The organism is Paraburkholderia sp. J69-1 (assembly GCF_905220255.1).
Lineage (GTDB): Bacteria > Pseudomonadota > Gammaproteobacteria > Burkholderiales > Burkholderiaceae > Paraburkholderia.
The window spans coordinates 1-16304 of record NZ_CAJMZG010000008.1; the positions used below are offsets into that span (position 1 = coordinate 1).

Genomic DNA, 16304 nt, shown 5'->3' on the forward strand with positions numbered 1-16304 from the left:
GGTACGGCGTGCAGCGAAGGGGGCGAATCTTAGCTCGCCGGCCGCCGCTTGCGCAAGTCCCAATTTCCAGCCCGACAAAATAAAAGAGGCGCGACACCCGTCGCGCCTCAGTCCTGCACCACCCTCTATCGATATCAGCTCTTCGACGGCTTCTTGAACATCGCCTTGCAAGGCGGCGATAGCTCGTCGTAGTGCTGCTTCATGCAAGCCTTGATCTTCTCCTTATTAGGAACCTCGCTCGCGCAGAAGTGAAATGCATCGCCGCGACAGGCGTGATCCTGTTCATCCTGCGTGGCGGCATATCCCGGCAACGCCGCCGCGAGCATGAACGTCGCCGCCAGCATTGCCCCCACGCGCATCGGGCGCCTCATTGTTCCGATCATGTCGCGATCCTCGTGGTGATTGTTCTGATCGCCCTTTGCAAACGCCATTCCCGGCATGAGGTTTGCACACGCCAAAGCAGAATCCACCACACGGAGGCGCTGCCGCAACGGCAACGATCCCAACATGCAAACGCAAACTTTCGCCCGCACCGTGGCCACGGCGCTTCTCGCCATCGCACCGCTCGCCGCCCATGCGGACGATAGCGCCAGCCCCTGCACCGCACTCAAGCGCATCGTGGCAGCGGCGCCGCAACATTTCGCCTCGCTGACTCCCGACGATGGCCGCGCCGTCGCCCAACCCTACAGCGACGACGCCCAATGCGCCGCCACTCACGGCACGTATCAATGCAGCTGGAGCACGCGCAACGCCGACACCGGCTCAGGCACCGATGCACTGGAAAGCGTCGGCGCCGATATCGCGTCCTGCCTGCCAAACGCCACCCACGACGGCAACGCGCCGGGCCGCCAGCACTTCTATCTAGGCGAGCGCGGCAACCGCACCGAGATCACCGCACAAACCGCCGGGGCGAACCGGGTCAAACTCACCGTCTCGAAGCAGTAAGCAGCAATCGCACGCGGCATTCAGGTTCGCGCCGCGCCCTGCGGTGGCGTCACACCCTTGCGCCGACCACCCGCCGCGCGCGCAGCACCCTGTCGGCGCCCCGTCAGCACCGTCTGCACGATCACGGCGGCGAGCAGAAACGCGCCGCTCGCGAGATTCTGATAGTACGGGCTGAGCGTCCCGACCTGATTAATAACATTGTCGATAACGCCCAGCAGCAGCACGCCCGCCAGCGGCCCGGCCATCGTGCCGACGCCGCCCGTCAGCAACACGCCGCCGATCACCGCCGCCGCGATCGACTGCAACTCGTAACCGGTGCCCGCCGCCGCCAACCCCGAATCCAGATGCGAGGCAAGCAGCGCGCCGGACAACCCCGCCAGCGCGCCCGACAAACCATAGGCCAGCACCTTCACGCGCTCCACGCGCACGCCAAGCATGCGCGCCGCCTCCTCGTTACCGCCGATCGCGAAAATCGCCGCGCCAAATCGCGTGTGATTGAGCAGCAACGCGCCAAGCCCATAAACCACCGCCAGCACCCAGATCAGATTGCTGATCCCAGACAGCGAGCCATTGGCGATATGCGCGAAGAAGCCGGGATTGGCGATCAACAGGTCCTGGCTCGCGAGCACCAGCGCGAAGCCCTTGAGCCCAAGCAGCGCCGCCAGCGTCACGATGAACGGCGCCATGCGTGCCCGCGCGATCAGCAGACCATTGACCGTGCCGATCAGGAAACCCGCCGCGACCGGCGCCAGCATCGCTGCGCCCCAACCATACGGCGCGGCGTACGCGGAGAGCACCGTGCCCAGTCCGACCATCGAGCCGACCGACAGATCGAAGCCGCCCAGAATGATCACCAGACTTTGCCCGACGGCGACCAGCCCAAGAAACGCACTGTTCGACGCGATATCGGCGAGATTGGCCGGGCGCAGGAAGTCGGGAAACACGGAGCCCGCGATCAGCGCGACGACCACCAGCATGCCGATCGCCCCGCGCGACTGCACGAGCGCGATGATCTGTGCGCGGCGGCTCGCACGCGGAGCGGCGGAAGAAGCCGGGGACGAGGAGGAGCGCATTGCGTCGTTCGCCATCGCATCACGCTCCCGAACGTTGCAGATACAGCGCGACGACGATAAACACCGCCTTCAGGATCTGCGCATAGGTAAAGCTGATGTTGTTCATGATGAAGCTCGCGTCGAGCACCTGCAGCAGCAGCACGCCAAACACCGCGCCGACGATCGAAATCCGCCCGCCCGACAGCGGCGTGCCGCCAATCACCGAAGCCGCGATCGCATCGAGTTCGAAATTCACGCCGACGTAGTTCGGATCGGCGGCACCCAGGCGCGACGAGGCGAACAATCCCGCCAGCCCGGCCAGCGTGCCGCTCACCGCATAAACGAGGAACAGCGTGCGGCGCACCGGAATACCGGCGAGAAACGCGGCGCTACGGCTCGCGCCCACGAGGATCGTGTAGCGTCCGAAGGTCGTGCGTCGGACGACGAACGCCACCACGGCGGCGAGCGCCAGCGCGATCAGCATGACCATCGGCACTGGCCCGAGCGCGAAGGCGCCGAGTACATCGAAGGCCGGCGCTTCGGGCAGATTCACGCGCGAACCGCCGAGCAGCGCCTGGGCGAGACCGCGCGCGGCGACCAGCAAGGCCAGCCCTGAAATCAGCGGATCGATGGCGAGCAGCGCGACCAGTGCGCCGTTGCACAGCCCAGCCACCGTCCCGACCGCGACCGCGCCCACCAGCGCCGTGCCGACGCCATACGGCAGGAACACCGCGATAGACGCACTCGCCAGCGCCATCACCGAGCCCACCGAAAGATCGATGCCGCGCGTGGCAATCGCCAGGTTCTGGCCGAGCGCGATCAACACGATCGGCGCGGCTTCGAATAACAGACTGCGCGCCGCGAACGGGTTCGAGAAGCCCGGCGTCACCGCGAGATTGAACAGCACGAGCGCAGCCAGCGCGAAATAGACGCTGTGCTCGCGCAGCAGCGTCAGCCACGCTACGCGGCCTCGCGGCGCGGAGAAGTTCGAGGGACTCAAGCGTTCCTCGTTCGATTCAAGCTTGCTCGCCATCGCCATCTGGTCCTTGAAGTCCCTGGAGTTCATGCGGTCCTTGCCCTGCCAGCACGGCGAGCACGTCATCGGGATGCGCGCCCGCCGTGGGCATGCCGCCCTGCGTCGCACCTTCATTGAGCATCACGAGCCGGTCGGTCAGCGCGAGCAACTCCTCCATTTCCGAGGACGTCACCACCACCGCCAGCCCTTCCTGCGCGAGTTGCTGCACGACGCGATGCACCTCCTCTTTCGCACCGACATCGATGCCGCGAGTCGGATCGTCGAGCAGCAGCACGTCCGGGCGCGTGGACAGACATCGTGCGATCAGCGCCTTCTGCTGGTTGCCGCCGGACAGCGTTGTGATCAATGCCGCCGGGCCGGCCGTCTTGATGCCAAGCCGCGCAATCGATTCGCGCACCAGTTGCGCTTCCTTCGCGCGCGAAATAAAGCCGAAGCGCGATATACGCGGCAACAAACTCGCGACGATGTTTTCGCGCACCGAAAGCCGCGGGAAAATGCCTTCTGCGCGACGGTCTTCGGAGAGAAAAGCGAGACCGTGGCTGATCGAACGCGCGGGCGTCGCGTGTGCCAGCGTGCGGCCCGCGAGCTTAACGTCGCCGGCATCGGCCTTCTGTGCGCCGAAGATCGTCTTGAAGGTTTCCGTACGCCCCGATCCGAGCAGCCCGGCCAGCCCGACGATCTCGCGCGGCGCCACGCGCAGCGACACATCGCGCACGCGGTTGCCCCATTGCAGCGCGTCGACCTGCAGCGCGGGCGTGGTATCGGCGTTCGTTTCGGCGCGACCGGTGCGATCGGCCCAGGCGTGCTCGCCGGCGCTTTCGCGGCCGAGCATCGCAGCGATCAACGCCGCGCGCGGCAACTCCTCGGACGTGCCCGTTCGCACCACCGCGCCGTCGCGCATCACCGTGAAGCGATCGCACAGGCGATAACACTCGGAAAGCCGGTGGCTCACGAACAGCAGCGCGATGCCTTCCGCGCGCAACCGGTCGACCACCTCGAACAACACGTCGACTTCCGCACCGCTGAGCGCCGAAGTCGGTTCGTCGAGAATCAGCACGCGCGCGCCCAGCGAAACACCGCGCGCGATGGCCACCATCTGCTGCGCGCCCAGACCGAGCGTGCCCAGCTTCGCCGCCGGATCGACGGCCAGCCGGTAGCGCTGCACGATGCCGGCGGCGCCATCCAGCATGCGCTTTCGATCTGTCAGGATGCCGAATCGTTTTGGCTCGTGGCAGAGATAGATATTGTCGGCGACGCTGCGCTCGGGAATCAGGTTGATCTCCTGATACACCGCGCACACGCCCGCGCTCTGCGCGGCGCGCGGGCTGTCGAAGGACACGTTCGCGCCATCGAGCGTCAGTGCACCGACATCGGGCTGATGAAAGCCCGTCAGCACCTTGATGAGCGTCGATTTGCCCGCGCCGTTTTCGCCGACCAGACCATGCACTTCGCCCGCACGCAAGGTGAGCGAGACGTCGCGCAGCGCACGCACCACGCCGAAGGTTTTCGACACGCCGCGCGTTTCCAGCACGGTGCGCGGCCCGGCTTGTGAATCTGATGCTGATGCGTCGTCCACTGCGCTCATCGTCTCTTCACCTCGTTGCCGACTCAGTACCGCTTGCCCGACTTAGTAGACCTTGCCCGCCGCCAGCGACGACTTCGCATTCGTCTTGTCGAACAGTGCATCGTCCATGATCTGCTTTTGCGGCACCGGCTTGCCCGCGATCCAGTCATCGAGCGACTTGAAGGCCAGCGGGCCGAAACGCGGATTCGTTTCAACATCGGCGGCCACGATGCCTTGATCGATATCGGTGACGATTTCCTTGGTGCCGTCGATCGACACGATCTTCACGCCCTTGAGCTTGCCCGCCTGGCGCAGCGCCGTGATCGCGCCGACCGTCATGGTGTCGGCGTGCGTGTAGACGGCGTCGACATCAGGATGCGCGAGCAGGATCTGCTCCATCACCTTCTGCGCTTCGGTAGTCGACCAGTTGGCCGTCTGCGCCGCCGCGATCTTCATATTCGGATAGGCTTTGAGGCCTGCCGCGAAGCCATCCGTGCGCTGGCTTTCGACCGTGTTGCCGTAGCCGCCCTGGATTTCGGCGATCACGGCCTTGCCGCCGGTCGCGTCCGCGAGCGCCTTGGCTGCTCGCTCGCCCTGCTTGTAGAAGTCAGAGCCGAGGAAGGTGATGTAGTCCTGGCAGAATGTGCCCGCCGTCAGACGGTCGATCGTCACGACCGGAATGCCCTTGGCGCGCGCCTGCGCGAACGCGGGTTGCAGGCCGGTGGAGTCATTCGGCGCGATGATCAGCGCTTCGGCGCCCTGGTTGATCATGCTTTCGATATCGGCGACCTGCTTGGCCTGGTTGGCGTTCGCATTCGTATACAGGAGGCGCTTGACGCCGGCCGCCTTGGCCGCCGCGCGCACGGACGCGGTTTCGGTCGCGCGGAACGGATTCTGTTCGTTCTCGGATTGCGAGAAACCGACCACCATATCGCTCAGCTTCTTGCCGCCAGGCTTGGGATTGGTACAGCTTTCGCTGGAATTCGACTGGACTTTCTGCGCCCCGGAATCGGACTGGGCGTAAGCGCTGCCCGAGGTGGCGGCAGCAAGGGCCGCGCACAAACCGGCGGCAATCAGGGCGGACTGGATTCGTTGACGACGCATGGCTGTCTCCTGTCGGCCGCGTCCGACGCTCAGGCGTTCGGCACGACCCCATGCAAAGCGTTGAATGACGTTGGCGGCGGGCTTTGCCCTGCCGCGGCGTTGTTGTCTTCCTTTCTTGTCTTTCTTACCGGGCGACGCAATGACCAGGCCGCCTTATTACGTGTGTTGCTTCAACTAATATTATCAGCAATATTTAGGAGATATTAATGAGGGTATTCACGGGTACGACCGGGTTCGGCGCGCACACGGAAGCGCGCTCGATCAGCGGCCCGTCGAGTTTCACGGTGCGGTGACGCACCGGCGCGCCGGCGCTGCGGTTCTGTTCTTCCTGCAGCAACGTATCGACGGCCCAGCGGCCCAGTTCATAGTTCGGCAGCACCACGGTCGTCAGCGCCGGATGCGTATGACGGGCGATTTCCTGATCGTCGTAACCCATCACCGAAACATCTTCCGGCACGCGCATTCCGAGTTGCTTGAGCGCTTCGATCGCGCCGATCGCCATCAGATCGTTGGCGCAGAAGATCGCCGTGGGCGGATTCGGTTCGCGCATCAGCGAAAGCGTGAGTTCGAAACCCTTGTCCGGGCTCCAGTCGCCGTCACGCACGAGACACGGATCGAACAGCAGATCGGACGTCGCGAGCGCCTGACGGTAACCCTTGAGGCGATCTTTCGCCGCGTCCTGCCAGGTTTCGCCGTTGATAAAGCCGATGCGCCGATGCCCCGTTTCGATCAAAAACTCCGTCGCCGTATGACCGCCCGCCACTTCGGCCGGCACGACCGACGACAGCGCGTGATCCGCCGCATAGCAGTTGAGCAGCACGGCCGGCACCTTGAGCAGCGCGGGCGGCACGGCGACCTTGCGGGTATAGACGGTCGCGTAGATCACGCCGAGCACGTTCGGCATGGCGAGCGTCTGCAGCACGCGCTGCTCCATCTGCGCATTGCCGTGAGTCGAGAACACCGCGAGCACGCAGCCCGCGTTCCAGGCGGCGTCGCGCGCGCCGTCGATGCTCACGACCGGATGCGGGCTGGTGGAGATTTCGTCGGCGATATAGACGATCAGGTTGCGATCGCCCGCGGGCGCGGGCGGCTGCGCGGCGCGCACGGGCAACTGGTAGCCGAGCGATTGCGCAACCTCATGCACCTTGTTGCGCGTGGCGTCCGAGAGTTTGGCGCCTACCGCGCCGTTGAGGACGAGCGAGACCGTCGATTGCGAGACGCCGGCCGCCTTCGCAATATCGGTCATGGTCGGGCGGCGCTGGGTCGATTTTTTCATCGTATCGAGAGTGGCTTGCGCGGCCCGGCGGCAGAGGGACGGCCAGGTCCCGGGCGGGCGCTGGTGGGCCACAGCGTAGCACTAATATTTTTACCGGACAATTGGCGTAAATCGCCATGACCTTAGCGGAGCACCGCGCACTTTCCGGTCTATATTATTTTTTATTAGTAATATTCTTGAGCCACCGGAGATTGCGCCTTTGACCGCCGCCCCGACGCCCCGCTCTTTCCCGCTTGCCGGTTCCTTCGACGCTGCCGCGCTCGACGACGGGCAACTCGTCGCCTTGACCCACGGCAATTCGCATGTGCTGATCGCGCCTCATGTAGGCGGATCGATCGCCGCCTGGTACGACACGGACCGCACGACAGGCGCGACGGAACACTGGCTGCGCCCCGCCACCCGCGCGGCAATCGACGAACGCGACCCGCTCGGCATGGCCAGCTTCCCGCTGATGCCGTACTGCAACCGCATCCGCGACGGCCGATTTCGCTTCGACGGCGAGATGATCGATCTGCCGAGCGGCACCGGCGCCTTGCGGCACGCACTGCATGGTCACGCCTGGCGGCGGCCTTGGCGGGTCGAATCGGCGGAAAAGAATGCGCTCACGCTGCACTTCGAACATGAAGCGCCCGCGCGCGGCGGCGAGGCCTGGCCATTCAGCTATGAGGCGCGCCAGCACATCACGCTCGACGAAAGCGGGCTTTCGATCCGGCTCTGGGCGCGCAATCTCGGATCGCGCACCATGCCGTTCGGCTTCGGCCATCATCCGTATTACCCGAAACCGCCCGGCACGCGCCTGAGTGCCCGCGTGCGCGCGATGTGGGAAATCGACGCCGAGGTGCTGCCGGTGACGCTCAGCGCGCACCCGGCCGTCGACGCGCTGGAAAACGGTCTGATCGTCGATGAATTCGATCTCGACAACAATTTCTCCGGCTGGCGGCGCGAAGCGCTGATCGAATGGCCACACGAGGGCCGCCGGCTGACGTTGCGCGCCGGCGCGCCGCTCGATTACTTCGTGCTTTATAGCGCGCAAGGTCTGCCGTGGTTTTGCGCCGAGCCGGTGAGCAACACGACGGACTGGCTCAATCTGCAGCTAGACGGCCTGGCCGGGCGGCTCGACGTGGGCGGCACCGCGCTCGCGCCCGGCGAAATCGTGGAAGCCCAACTGGGCTGGACACCCAGCCGCGTCTAGACCTTAGCCCAGCGCGCCTCACATCCCCGGCGTCGAATGGATGCCGGCCTGTGGCGCGCCATAGCCGCCCGACTGGGCGTTATTCGGCAAGCCGTTGGCCAACTGGCCGCGAGGATCGGTCGGCCCGACCGGCAATTCGCCGGCCTGGCGGTTGCCGTGCGTCGGATATTCGCTACCCAGCGGCGCATTGGACATCAGCGCGAGATTGTTTTGCGGCGAGCGCAGATCGTCGTTCGGCGAAAGCTGCGCCACGGCGCTGCGGGCAGGCAGTCCCGCCGCGAGGGCTACTGTCAGGGCAAGCGCGCCCGCGCGTGCCACGGAAAATCGCATCGGATTTTTCACGTCGATCTCCTTCTTCAGACCCGCATCCGGTTCGACACGCCGCCGCGCGGCATGTTCATTTCAAGATACGCACGACGTCCGTAGGCGGATGCATCTCAATAATGTCCCCGATATCGCTCGAGGCCGGAGACGAGTAGGATGTTTGTCCGAAGTTCGCATAGCGAATTTGTGTGCGCTTCGTAGACAGAGGAGACACTTTTCATGAACCGCAGCGCCGTCAATGTTCAGACGTTCATCAACGAGCATCCGTTCTCGCCATTCCAGTGGTTCATCTTCCTGATGTGCTTCGCCATCGTGCTGCTCGACGGTTTCGACACGGCGGCGATCGGCTTTATCGCCCCGTCGCTGCTCGGCGAGTGGGGACTCGCCAAGCCTGCGCTCGCACCGGTGCTCAGTGCCGCACTGTTTGGTCTCGCGCTGGGCGCACTGGCATCGGGGCCGCTTTCCGACCGCCTCGGGCGCCGCGCCATGCTGCTCGGCTCCGTGCTGATCTTCGGCGTGGCGTGTTTCGCCTCGTCGTTCGCCGACAGCATCGACCATCTGGTCTGGCTGCGCTTCGCCACCGGCGTGGGTCTGGGCGCGGCCATGCCGAACGCCGTCACGATGATGGGCGAATACTGTCCCGACGCGCGCCGTGCGACCATCATTAATCTGATGTTTTGCGGCTTTCCGCTGGGCGCGGCCTTCGGCGGCTTCCTCGCCGCGTGGATGATTCCGCATTTCGGCTGGCGCAGCGTGCTGCTGCTTGGCGGCGTCACGCCGCTCGTGCTGGCGATTCCGCTCGCGCTGCGCATGCCGGAATCGGTGCGCTATATGGTGGCAAACGCCAAGCCGGCCGAGCGCATCCGCGCCGCGCTCGCACGCATTTCCGCCGATGCCGCCTCCGCCCAGGCGTTCACCATGACCGAAACCGCGCCGCACACCGAAGGCAAGGGCATCGGCGTGGTGCTTTCGGGCCGCTATCTGGTGGGCTCGGTGATGCTGTGGATCGCCTACTTCATGGGACTCGTGATCTTCTACGCGTCGATCAACTGGATGCCGCTGCTGCTCAAGGACGCCGGCCTGCCGCCCGCGCGCGCCACGCTGATCGCCGCGCTGTTCCCGCTCGGCGGTATCGGCGCGGTGCTGTGCGGCGTGCTGATGGACCGCTTCAACGCCAATCGCATCATCGCCGCGTGCTATGCGTTGACTGCGCTGTCCGTCTGGCTGATCGGCCAGGCCGTGGGCAATGTGGGCGCGCTGGTGCTCGTCGTGTTCGCGGCTGGCGTGCTGATGAACACCGCGCAATCGTCGATGCCCGCGCTCGCCGCCGCGTTCTATCCGACGCAAGGCCGCGGCACCGGCGTTGCGTGGATGCTGGGGATTGGGCGCTTTGGCGGTATCGCCGGATCGTTTCTGGTCGCCGAACTGGCGCGCAGGCATTTTTCGTTCGCGGGCATTTTCTCGACGATCGCCGTGGCCGGTCTCGTCGCCTGCGCGGCGCTGCTCGTGAAACAGGCCGCCAGACCGCTCGCCGTGGATGCCACGGCCGATGCGCGCAAGGAGTCGTTCGGGCATTGAGTGCGACGTCAGGTCGCGCTTTTTGACAGAGAGACCGCCGAAAAAACAAAAGGGGCCGCAGATTCAACTGCGGCCCCTTTGCATTTCAGCGAGCGCCCGGTGTATCGATAAGCCGGGCCGTGCGTTAGAACTTCGGCAGCGGACGGCTCGTCAGGCCCTGCGTCGCGTTATGCGATACGCCGGATGCGGCGGTGGTGAACGTCCACAATACGTCGATCGGATGCGTCTGGCTCGACGAATCGGTGAGCGTGCCGGTCACGTGCACGGTGTAGGTCGTGCTGGCCGCGAGCGGCGAGTACGGCGCGCACAGGGCGGCGTTCGACAGTTCGTTCGGCGTGGTCTGCGGCGTCTGCGCGAGACACGGAATATTGGTGCCGTTGGTCGCCGTGATCGTGAAGCTCATCGAGCTCAGCGTCGAACCGAACGCGCTCTGGATCGTCACCGGATAACCGACCGTGGTCATTTCGTACTGCGTGGCGCTGGCGAACGGATTCGGGTCTTCGTTGGCGAACCAGCTCGTCGGCACGCCCTGCTCGCCGGGGAACGGGTACGCGACGAGCGACTTCGACGAGAGCGTCGTGTCGGCCGTGGTCGAACCGAAGTCGATATTGAACGCCTCCCAGTTCGCGTTCGCCATGTAGCCGACGCCCATCGACGTGAAGTCGTCGAGCATGACGATGCGGTGGAACGGCGCGTCGAACAGCGTTTCGACCGGCGACACGCTGTCGCTGAAGGCCGCCGGCTGACCGGCCACGACGACTTCGCCCATCATCGTGAAGCTGCCTTCGGCTTCGATACGCGTTTGCGGATCGGCGCCCGTGAAGCCGGGATTGCCTGCGGTTTCCGTGTGACCGTACGCCTGGTTATCGACCAGGTAGGTCGCGTGATCGCTTGATGCCGTGGCAAGACCCGCGTTGCTCGGCAGGGCCGACAGACCGACGTTCTTGCGCATCGCGTTGATGTAGGCCGTGCCGTCGGCGCTGGCGTTGCCGCTAGCGGTCGGCATCGACGTGAGTTGCGAGGCCGGCGTGATCAGGATCGCGCTGTTGGTCGACGTCGTGGTCGTGGTGTTCGTCGTGGTCGTCGTCGCCGTGGTGGCGTTGCTGCCGCTCGACGAGTTACTGGACGCTGAGCTCGAACCGTCGGAGCCGCCGCCACCGCCGCCGCAGGCGGCAAGCAAGGCCGTTGCGAATAACGCAACTGCTTCGAATCTGAATTTGGAAAACCGCATTGTGGTGCCTTGTAAAGGTTCTACGTGAAGCAGCGTCGGCCAAACTGCCGCCGCCAGATGCAGGCGCGCCCACCCATCCTTGCTGCTTCGGGTTTTATTACCTCCCCTAAATCCGCTTAATGGCTTTCTATTCGTCTGGAGAAAGACATTGCACGAATTTGATTGCGCGTCCTGACTAACGGCAGGTCACGAATGAACTTGAGAGAAAACAGCAGAGGATAAAAACAGGCACGTTTTACCGGTCTTTCCGGCAAAACGCGCGATTATGAAGGAATGCAAAGAGGGCTGGAACGCTTGATTGCAGCGGGATTCAATCAGCGTTTAAAGAGCGATTCGACACAAATTTGAAATATCGAATGCGATGAGTTTTGTCTGATTTTTTATTTTGAAGTGCTTGCTAATTTTCGTTTGTGTGGGTTCCGCTCGCTGACACTCAGCCGCCGAGCGCAGCGAGATTGAGCGGGTAGGAATGACCGATCCACGCGGCCGCATCGCGGTGATCGCGCAGTGCATCGCCCGTGTTCGGGTGCACGAAAACATCGAGCTTTCCGTGATTGACCACGAGCCACGCGAACACATGCGCAAAGTGTTCGTTCGTGATGGCGAGCTGGTACGACCACATCGGATGCGGGCCGACGGGGCGTTCGTGAAAGCGACCCATTTCGATGGAATCGCCCAGTTCCGCCGTGATGGTTTCGCGCAAGGACCATGCGGTGTCGCGCGTGTCGGCGTCGAAATAAATGTGGGCATGCCACGTGGCAATGTTGGCGGGATCGGCGAGTTTCATGATGGGCGCTTGACGGGCTGGAAATGGATTTAAACCGCTATTTTGCCGCGATTTCGACTTTTACCTGTGGCTCGACGGCAGGGTTCAATACGCTAATTCCCAATCTGATTGAATAGGAATCCTTTTTAATTTTTTCTTCTTCGAAAGGATGTCGAGAGACCCCTTCGTGGTGGAGAACGTCTCTCGTGGTTCATGCCGTGTTGTCCGGTTCGCTTACTTCAGGAACAAACGATAAGCCGGGTTCTGCGTCTCTTCCCAGTGCGGATAACCGAGCGTCGCGAGGAAGCGGCGGAACTCCGCGTCTTCCGCTGCGGGCACCTGGATGCCGACCAGAATCGAGCTGTAATCCGCGCCTTGGTTGCGGTAGTGGAACAGGCTGATGTTCCAGTTCGGCGCCATCGACGAAAGGAAGCGCATCAGCGCGCCCGGACGCTCCGGGAATTCGAAGCGGAACAGGCGTTCGTCATGCGCGAGCGGCGAACGCCCGCCCACCATGTAGCGGATGTGCTGCTTCGAGAGTTCGTCGCCGGTGAGATCGACGCTCGGGAAACCGTGTTCGACGAAACTCTGCGCGATCTGCGCTGATTCGCCGCGGTTGCGAATCTGCACGCCGACAAAGATATGCGCGCGCTCGGCATCGTCGATGCGGTAATTGAATTCGGTGACGCTGCGCGTGCCCACCAGTTCGCAGAAGCGCTTGAAACTGCCGCGCTCTTCGGGGATCGTCACGGCGAAAACGGCTTCGCGCGCTTCGCCGACTTCGGCGCGCTCGGCCACGAAGCGCATGCGGTCGAAGTTCATGTTCGCGCCCGAAGTGATGGCGATCAGCGTTTTGCCGTCGATGCCTTCGCGTTCGGCGTATTGCTTCGCGCCGGCGACGGCGAGCGCGCCGGCCGGTTCGAGCACGCTGCGCGTGTCCTGAAAGACGTCCTTGATCGCGGCGCAGAGGGCGTCCGTGTCGACGGTCAGCACGTCATCGAGATATTCCTGGCACAGGCGGAAGGTTTCCTCGCCCACGAGTTTCACCGCCGTGCCGTCGGAGAACAGGCCGACTTCGCTGAGTTCGACGCGCTTGCCCGCCTTCAGCGATTGCGCCATCGCGCAGGAATCGTCCGTCTGCACGCCGATCACGCGGATTTCCGGGCGCACGGCCTTCACGTACGCGGCCACGCCTGCGGCCAGACCGCCGCCGCCGATCGGCACGAAGATCGCGTGAATCGGGGCCTGATGCTTGCTGAGGATTTCCATCGCCACCGTGCCCTGACCGGCGATCACGTAGGGATCGTCGAAGGGATGCACGAAGGTCAGGCCGCGTTCTTCCTGGAGACTGACGGCGTGCGCGTAGGCATCGCTGTAGGATTCGCCCGCCTGCACGACTTCGACCATCGAGCCTCCGTGGGCGCGCACCGCATCGACTTTCACCTGCGGCGTGGTGACCGGCACGCAGATCACCGCTTTCACGCCGAGTCGCGCGGCGGAAAGCGCCACGCCCTGCGCATGATTGCCCGCCGAAGCCGTAATCACGCCGCGCTGCAATTGTTCCGCCGACAGATGCGCCATCTTGTTGTACGCGCCGCGCAGCTTGAACGAGAAAACCGGCTGGTTGTCCTCGCGCTTGAGCAGGACCGTGTTGCGTAGACGTGCCGAGAGGTTCGGCGTGGGTTCGAGCTCGGTTTCGCGCGCGGCGTCGTAGACGCGGGCGGTCAGAATCAGACGGAGGTAATCGTGCTGCTGCGGCTTTTGCGTTGCTGTGCGCGTTTCGGCTTCGACTGCGGTGTGGCTCGATTGGACCTGCATGACGGCTCCTGTGCTGTCTCGTATTGAGCCCAGGAGGCGGAAACAAAAAACCCGCCTCGTGGGGCGGGTTGTTGTCGCTTATGTCAGACGCACGCTAACCCACCATTCGATGAATGGTGATAATAATCAGCGTAATCGGACGGAGGCGCGTGTTCATTCCTACAAGCATGGCGTAGCTGATCGAAATTGTCAATCGATGCGATTTCGACATCAATCGTTTCAAAAACTACGAATTACATTTCAAACAATACGTTTTTGAACGTACTTGCAAGCCGTGACGCCAGAGGTGGCTTGGAGCATCACATGCCGGCCTGGAAAACGCGTCTAGCCGTGAAACACTCGAGAAGGCAGGCATCAACTCTATGATTATAAAGGATTTTCTTCATCCCGCCTCTTTAGCGATGATGTTTCACGGGTTCGACCCTAGCCCTCCCCTGCTCCGGTCTACCTCGTTCCATCGGCCAAAAAAGTATGGGCAAGGCACGATCTCGTGCCTTGCCCTTTTCATGCGCTCGTTCGACCCGGCTGATCAGTTCGCAGCCGTCGTTTCCATTTCAGCCGCCCATTCGTCGATGACGGCTTTCATGCGCTCGGCAAGACGCTGCTGATCGGCGGCGGCGATGCCGTTGAGATTCAGTTCTGCCCGGCCATCGCCGAAAAGCTTGAGTTCGCCCAGCGCTACGCCATCCGGACGATTGAACTGGACGCGCGACTGATAGTGCGTCCTGCGCGGACCAATGCGACGCGCACCGGCTTCAGCCGACGCCGCTGCTTCGAGCTTGCGTACGCTGGCCTTGCCTTCGATCACCTGTTCGAGCCAATGCTCCGCAACCGATGCGCCGGCGCGATCGAAAATCAGCTTGATGTTGTACGCGTGGCCCAGACCGACATCCGCGCGATTCTGCGCCATGCGCTGCAACAGATACGGCGGCAGCGACGTCAGCGAAATGACCTTGCTGATGTGCTTCGGATCTTCGCTGACGGCCACGCCCAGTTCGACCTGATCGACATAGACACCTTCGTCGAGCAATTTCTTCCACGCGAGCGCATCGTCGAAGACCGTCTGCTCTTCGCGCTCCTTGTTCGCGTGATAGGCACGCAGATAGAGATTCTGGTTATCGAGACCGTCGCGGACGTCGGCGTCGATATGCTTGTCGCCGCGCGAACGCGCAGCACGAATACGCCGCTCGCCGTCGACGATAACGTACTTGCCCGGAAACTCTGCAAGCCGCGTCACCAAAATCGGCGTGATCTGGCCTTGCTTGTCGAAGCTTTCGGCAAGTTCGTCGATCGTTTCCGCGCTGTAGAACGAACGCGGATTGTAGGGATTCGAGACGACGTCTTCGACCGGAATGCGCACTACCGCATGCGTGGTCGTGTTTGGATCGCTATCCGCAGGCGTGTCGGTTGTGGGCGAGGTGACGACCGCATCCGCCGCCGGCGCCTCTTGGGGCGCAGCGGCTGCGACTTCCGCGAGCGAGACAACCGCTGCGTCGCGCTGGGCGATACCGACCACATCGCCGTCGGCAAGACGCTCCCCTGCCGAAGCGCGCTCGACTGCCATTCCCGCGCGAACCTTGCTGGTGAAATTCAGCTTAGTTGCCATCGACGACCTCCTCTTCCTGGACGAGCGCAATGATCTCGTTGTAGACAGCGGAGATTTCGTCCTTGGCGATCTTGACGCCCCGCACGCCTTTCACGTCGAAGACAGTCCGGCCAAGCGCGGCTGCCTGACGATAAAGCTCGCGTTGCTTGACCGTGGAAGCCAGCACACGCACGTTGCTTTCTGCGAGGATCGCGCTCATCTGGGTATGAAGCAGCGTCTTCGAATTCGACTTATTCAGCAAAATTGCGAATTTACCGGCTGGATTGGCGACGCGCGTGCGCTCCACCAGTTCCATCATCCCTTCGCTACTCCAGATGTCGATGGGCGATGCATCGGTTGGGATGACGGTTGCATCGGCAACAGCCAATACACGCGCCGTCGTCAGGTCGTTGATATTTGGCGGGCAATCGACGATCACGACGTCGTAGTCATTGGCCAAAGCGGCAATTTCCGGCCCGATCATCTTTTCCAGCTTATTGATGCTGCCGACCCGGAATGGCAACGGCGTTTCCGGCCCGGCTGCCGCACACCAGCTCATGCATGATTGCTGGCCGTCAGCATCGGCGACATAGACTTTGTAGCCTTCCGACTGGAAAGCGCCTGCGAGATTCATGCTGGTGGTGGTCTTGCCCACCCCGCCCTTTTGGTTCGCTACAGCGATGACCAGTCCCATTCAATTCTCCATGCAGTGTTCAACGGTAGAGGGTTCTGCACGCGGAATCTCCACGTGGAGACTCTCCAGCGAGTCAACTGGCAGTCTAGCGGCAAGTTAAAGTAAATTCTAGCTTTAGCGCTGAAATCGTTGCTGATTG

Annotated in this window: 15 protein-coding genes; 3 read left to right on the top strand and 12 right to left on the bottom strand. The window is 63.2% G+C overall.

Features of this window, described 5'->3' with window-relative positions; all coding sequences use genetic code 11:
• Nucleotides 1–134: 134 nt before the first annotated feature.
• On the bottom strand, nucleotides 135–509 hold the full coding sequence (locus U5A67_RS15820) for a hypothetical protein (RefSeq protein ID WP_321959719.1): 375 nt from the start codon (nucleotides 507–509) through the stop codon (nucleotides 135–137).
• Between U5A67_RS15820 and U5A67_RS15825 the strand changes: the two genes are divergently transcribed.
• Entirely contained in the window at nucleotides 508–945 is a 438-nt protein-coding gene (locus U5A67_RS15825; RefSeq protein WP_321815438.1) for a hypothetical protein, read from the top strand. The genes U5A67_RS15820 and U5A67_RS15825 overlap by 2 nt on opposite strands.
• Before the next feature lie 20 nt (nucleotides 946–965).
• Here the strand turns inward: U5A67_RS15825 and U5A67_RS15830 are convergent, their stop codons facing one another.
• The 5 genes from U5A67_RS15830 to U5A67_RS15850 form a co-directional block, all read right to left on the bottom strand.
• On the bottom strand, nucleotides 966–2033 hold the full coding sequence (locus U5A67_RS15830; RefSeq protein ID WP_321815437.1) for an ABC transporter permease: 1068 nt from the start codon (nucleotides 2031–2033) through the stop codon (nucleotides 966–968).
• A gap of 4 nt (nucleotides 2034–2037) precedes the next feature.
• Nucleotides 2038–3063: an ABC transporter permease gene (locus tag U5A67_RS15835; protein WP_321815436.1), complete on the bottom strand. Its 1026-nt coding sequence runs from the start codon at nucleotides 3061–3063 to the stop codon at nucleotides 2038–2040.
• Nucleotides 3014–4618: a sugar ABC transporter ATP-binding protein gene (locus U5A67_RS15840; protein WP_321815435.1), complete on the bottom strand. Its 1605-nt coding sequence runs from the start codon at nucleotides 4616–4618 to the stop codon at nucleotides 3014–3016. The genes U5A67_RS15835 and U5A67_RS15840 overlap by 50 nt, the downstream gene beginning before the upstream one ends.
• A 42-nt stretch (nucleotides 4619–4660) precedes the next feature.
• The gene (locus U5A67_RS15845; protein ID WP_321815434.1) at nucleotides 4661–5701 is read right to left on the bottom strand and encodes an ABC transporter substrate-binding protein; all 1041 of its coding nucleotides are present in this window, start codon (nucleotides 5699–5701) and stop codon (nucleotides 4661–4663) included.
• Between the two features lie 193 nt (nucleotides 5702–5894).
• The gene (locus U5A67_RS15850; protein WP_241023664.1) at nucleotides 5895–6977 is read right to left on the bottom strand and encodes a LacI family DNA-binding transcriptional regulator; all 1083 of its coding nucleotides are present in this window, start codon (nucleotides 6975–6977) and stop codon (nucleotides 5895–5897) included.
• Nucleotides 6978–7176: 199 nt separating this feature from the next.
• Here U5A67_RS15850 and U5A67_RS15855 point away from each other — a divergent pair, with 199 nt between their 5' ends.
• Entirely contained in the window at nucleotides 7177–8169 is a 993-nt protein-coding gene (locus U5A67_RS15855) for an aldose 1-epimerase (protein WP_321815433.1), read from the top strand.
• 18 nt (nucleotides 8170–8187) lie between these two features.
• Here U5A67_RS15855 and U5A67_RS15860 read toward each other — a convergent pair whose 3' ends face one another.
• On the bottom strand, nucleotides 8188–8499 hold the full coding sequence (locus tag U5A67_RS15860; RefSeq protein ID WP_321815451.1) for a hypothetical protein: 312 nt from the start codon (nucleotides 8497–8499) through the stop codon (nucleotides 8188–8190).
• A gap of 213 nt (nucleotides 8500–8712) precedes the next feature.
• Here U5A67_RS15860 and U5A67_RS15865 point away from each other — a divergent pair, with 213 nt between their 5' ends.
• Nucleotides 8713–10071: an MFS transporter gene (locus U5A67_RS15865; RefSeq protein WP_321815432.1), complete on the top strand. Its 1359-nt coding sequence runs from the start codon at nucleotides 8713–8715 to the stop codon at nucleotides 10069–10071.
• Between the two features lie 124 nt (nucleotides 10072–10195).
• On the opposite strand, the gene U5A67_RS15870 is transcribed toward U5A67_RS15865, so the two are convergent.
• The 5 genes from U5A67_RS15870 to parA all read right to left on the bottom strand — a co-directional run bounded on the left by U5A67_RS15870 (nucleotide 10196) and on the right by parA (nucleotide 16165).
• Nucleotides 10196–11302, bottom strand: a complete 1107-nt coding sequence (locus U5A67_RS15870) for a CAP domain-containing protein (protein ID WP_321815431.1) — start codon at nucleotides 11300–11302, stop codon at nucleotides 10196–10198.
• 433 nt (nucleotides 11303–11735) lie between these two features.
• Entirely contained in the window at nucleotides 11736–12089 is a 354-nt protein-coding gene (locus U5A67_RS15875) for a DOPA 4,5-dioxygenase family protein (RefSeq protein WP_205984483.1), read from the bottom strand.
• A 213-nt stretch (nucleotides 12090–12302) separates the two neighbouring features.
• A complete protein-coding gene (gene ilvA / locus U5A67_RS15880; RefSeq protein WP_321815430.1) occupies nucleotides 12303–13886 on the bottom strand; it encodes a threonine ammonia-lyase, biosynthetic in 1584 nt (527 codons plus the stop codon).
• 529 nt (nucleotides 13887–14415) lie between these two features.
• Nucleotides 14416–15492 (bottom strand): ParB/RepB/Spo0J family partition protein, encoded by a 1077-nt coding sequence (locus U5A67_RS15885; protein WP_321815429.1) that lies wholly within the window; start codon nucleotides 15490–15492, stop codon nucleotides 14416–14418.
• Nucleotides 15482–16165: a ParA family partition ATPase gene (gene parA / locus U5A67_RS15890; protein WP_205984486.1), complete on the bottom strand. Its 684-nt coding sequence runs from the start codon at nucleotides 16163–16165 to the stop codon at nucleotides 15482–15484. Before parA ends, U5A67_RS15885 begins: the two co-directional genes overlap by 11 nt.
• Between the last annotated feature and the right edge of the window lie 139 nt (nucleotides 16166–16304).

Excerpts from the sequence above, each read along its gene's own strand:
- U5A67_RS15825 (WP_321815438.1), top strand. The coding sequence starts at position 508 with ATGCAAACGCAAACTTTCGCCCGCACCGTGGCCACGGCGCTTCTCGCC.
- U5A67_RS15820 (WP_321959719.1), bottom strand. The coding sequence starts at position 509 with ATGTTGGGATCGTTGCCGTTGCGGCAGCGCCTCCGTGTGGTGGATTCT.
- U5A67_RS15830 (WP_321815437.1), bottom strand. The coding sequence starts at position 2,033 with ATGGCGAACGACGCAATGCGCTCCTCCTCGTCCCCGGCTTCTTCCGCC.
- U5A67_RS15835 (WP_321815436.1), bottom strand. The coding sequence starts at position 3,063 with ATGAACTCCAGGGACTTCAAGGACCAGATGGCGATGGCGAGCAAGCTT.
- U5A67_RS15840 (WP_321815435.1), bottom strand. The coding sequence starts at position 4,618 with ATGAGCGCAGTGGACGACGCATCAGCATCAGATTCACAAGCCGGGCCG.
- U5A67_RS15845 (WP_321815434.1), bottom strand. The coding sequence starts at position 5,701 with ATGCGTCGTCAACGAATCCAGTCCGCCCTGATTGCCGCCGGTTTGTGC.
- U5A67_RS15850 (WP_241023664.1), bottom strand. The coding sequence starts at position 6,977 with ATGAAAAAATCGACCCAGCGCCGCCCGACCATGACCGATATTGCGAAG.
- U5A67_RS15860 (WP_321815451.1), bottom strand. The coding sequence starts at position 8,499 with ATGCGATTTTCCGTGGCACGCGCGGGCGCGCTTGCCCTGACAGTAGCC.
- U5A67_RS15865 (WP_321815432.1), top strand. The coding sequence starts at position 8,713 with ATGAACCGCAGCGCCGTCAATGTTCAGACGTTCATCAACGAGCATCCG.
- U5A67_RS15870 (WP_321815431.1), bottom strand. The coding sequence starts at position 11,302 with ATGCGGTTTTCCAAATTCAGATTCGAAGCAGTTGCGTTATTCGCAACG.
- U5A67_RS15875 (WP_205984483.1), bottom strand. The coding sequence starts at position 12,089 with ATGAAACTCGCCGATCCCGCCAACATTGCCACGTGGCATGCCCACATT.
- ilvA (WP_321815430.1), bottom strand. The coding sequence starts at position 13,886 with ATGCAGGTCCAATCGAGCCACACCGCAGTCGAAGCCGAAACGCGCACA.
- U5A67_RS15885 (WP_321815429.1), bottom strand. The coding sequence starts at position 15,492 with ATGGCAACTAAGCTGAATTTCACCAGCAAGGTTCGCGCGGGAATGGCA.
- parA (WP_205984486.1), bottom strand. The coding sequence starts at position 16,165 with ATGGGACTGGTCATCGCTGTAGCGAACCAAAAGGGCGGGGTGGGCAAG.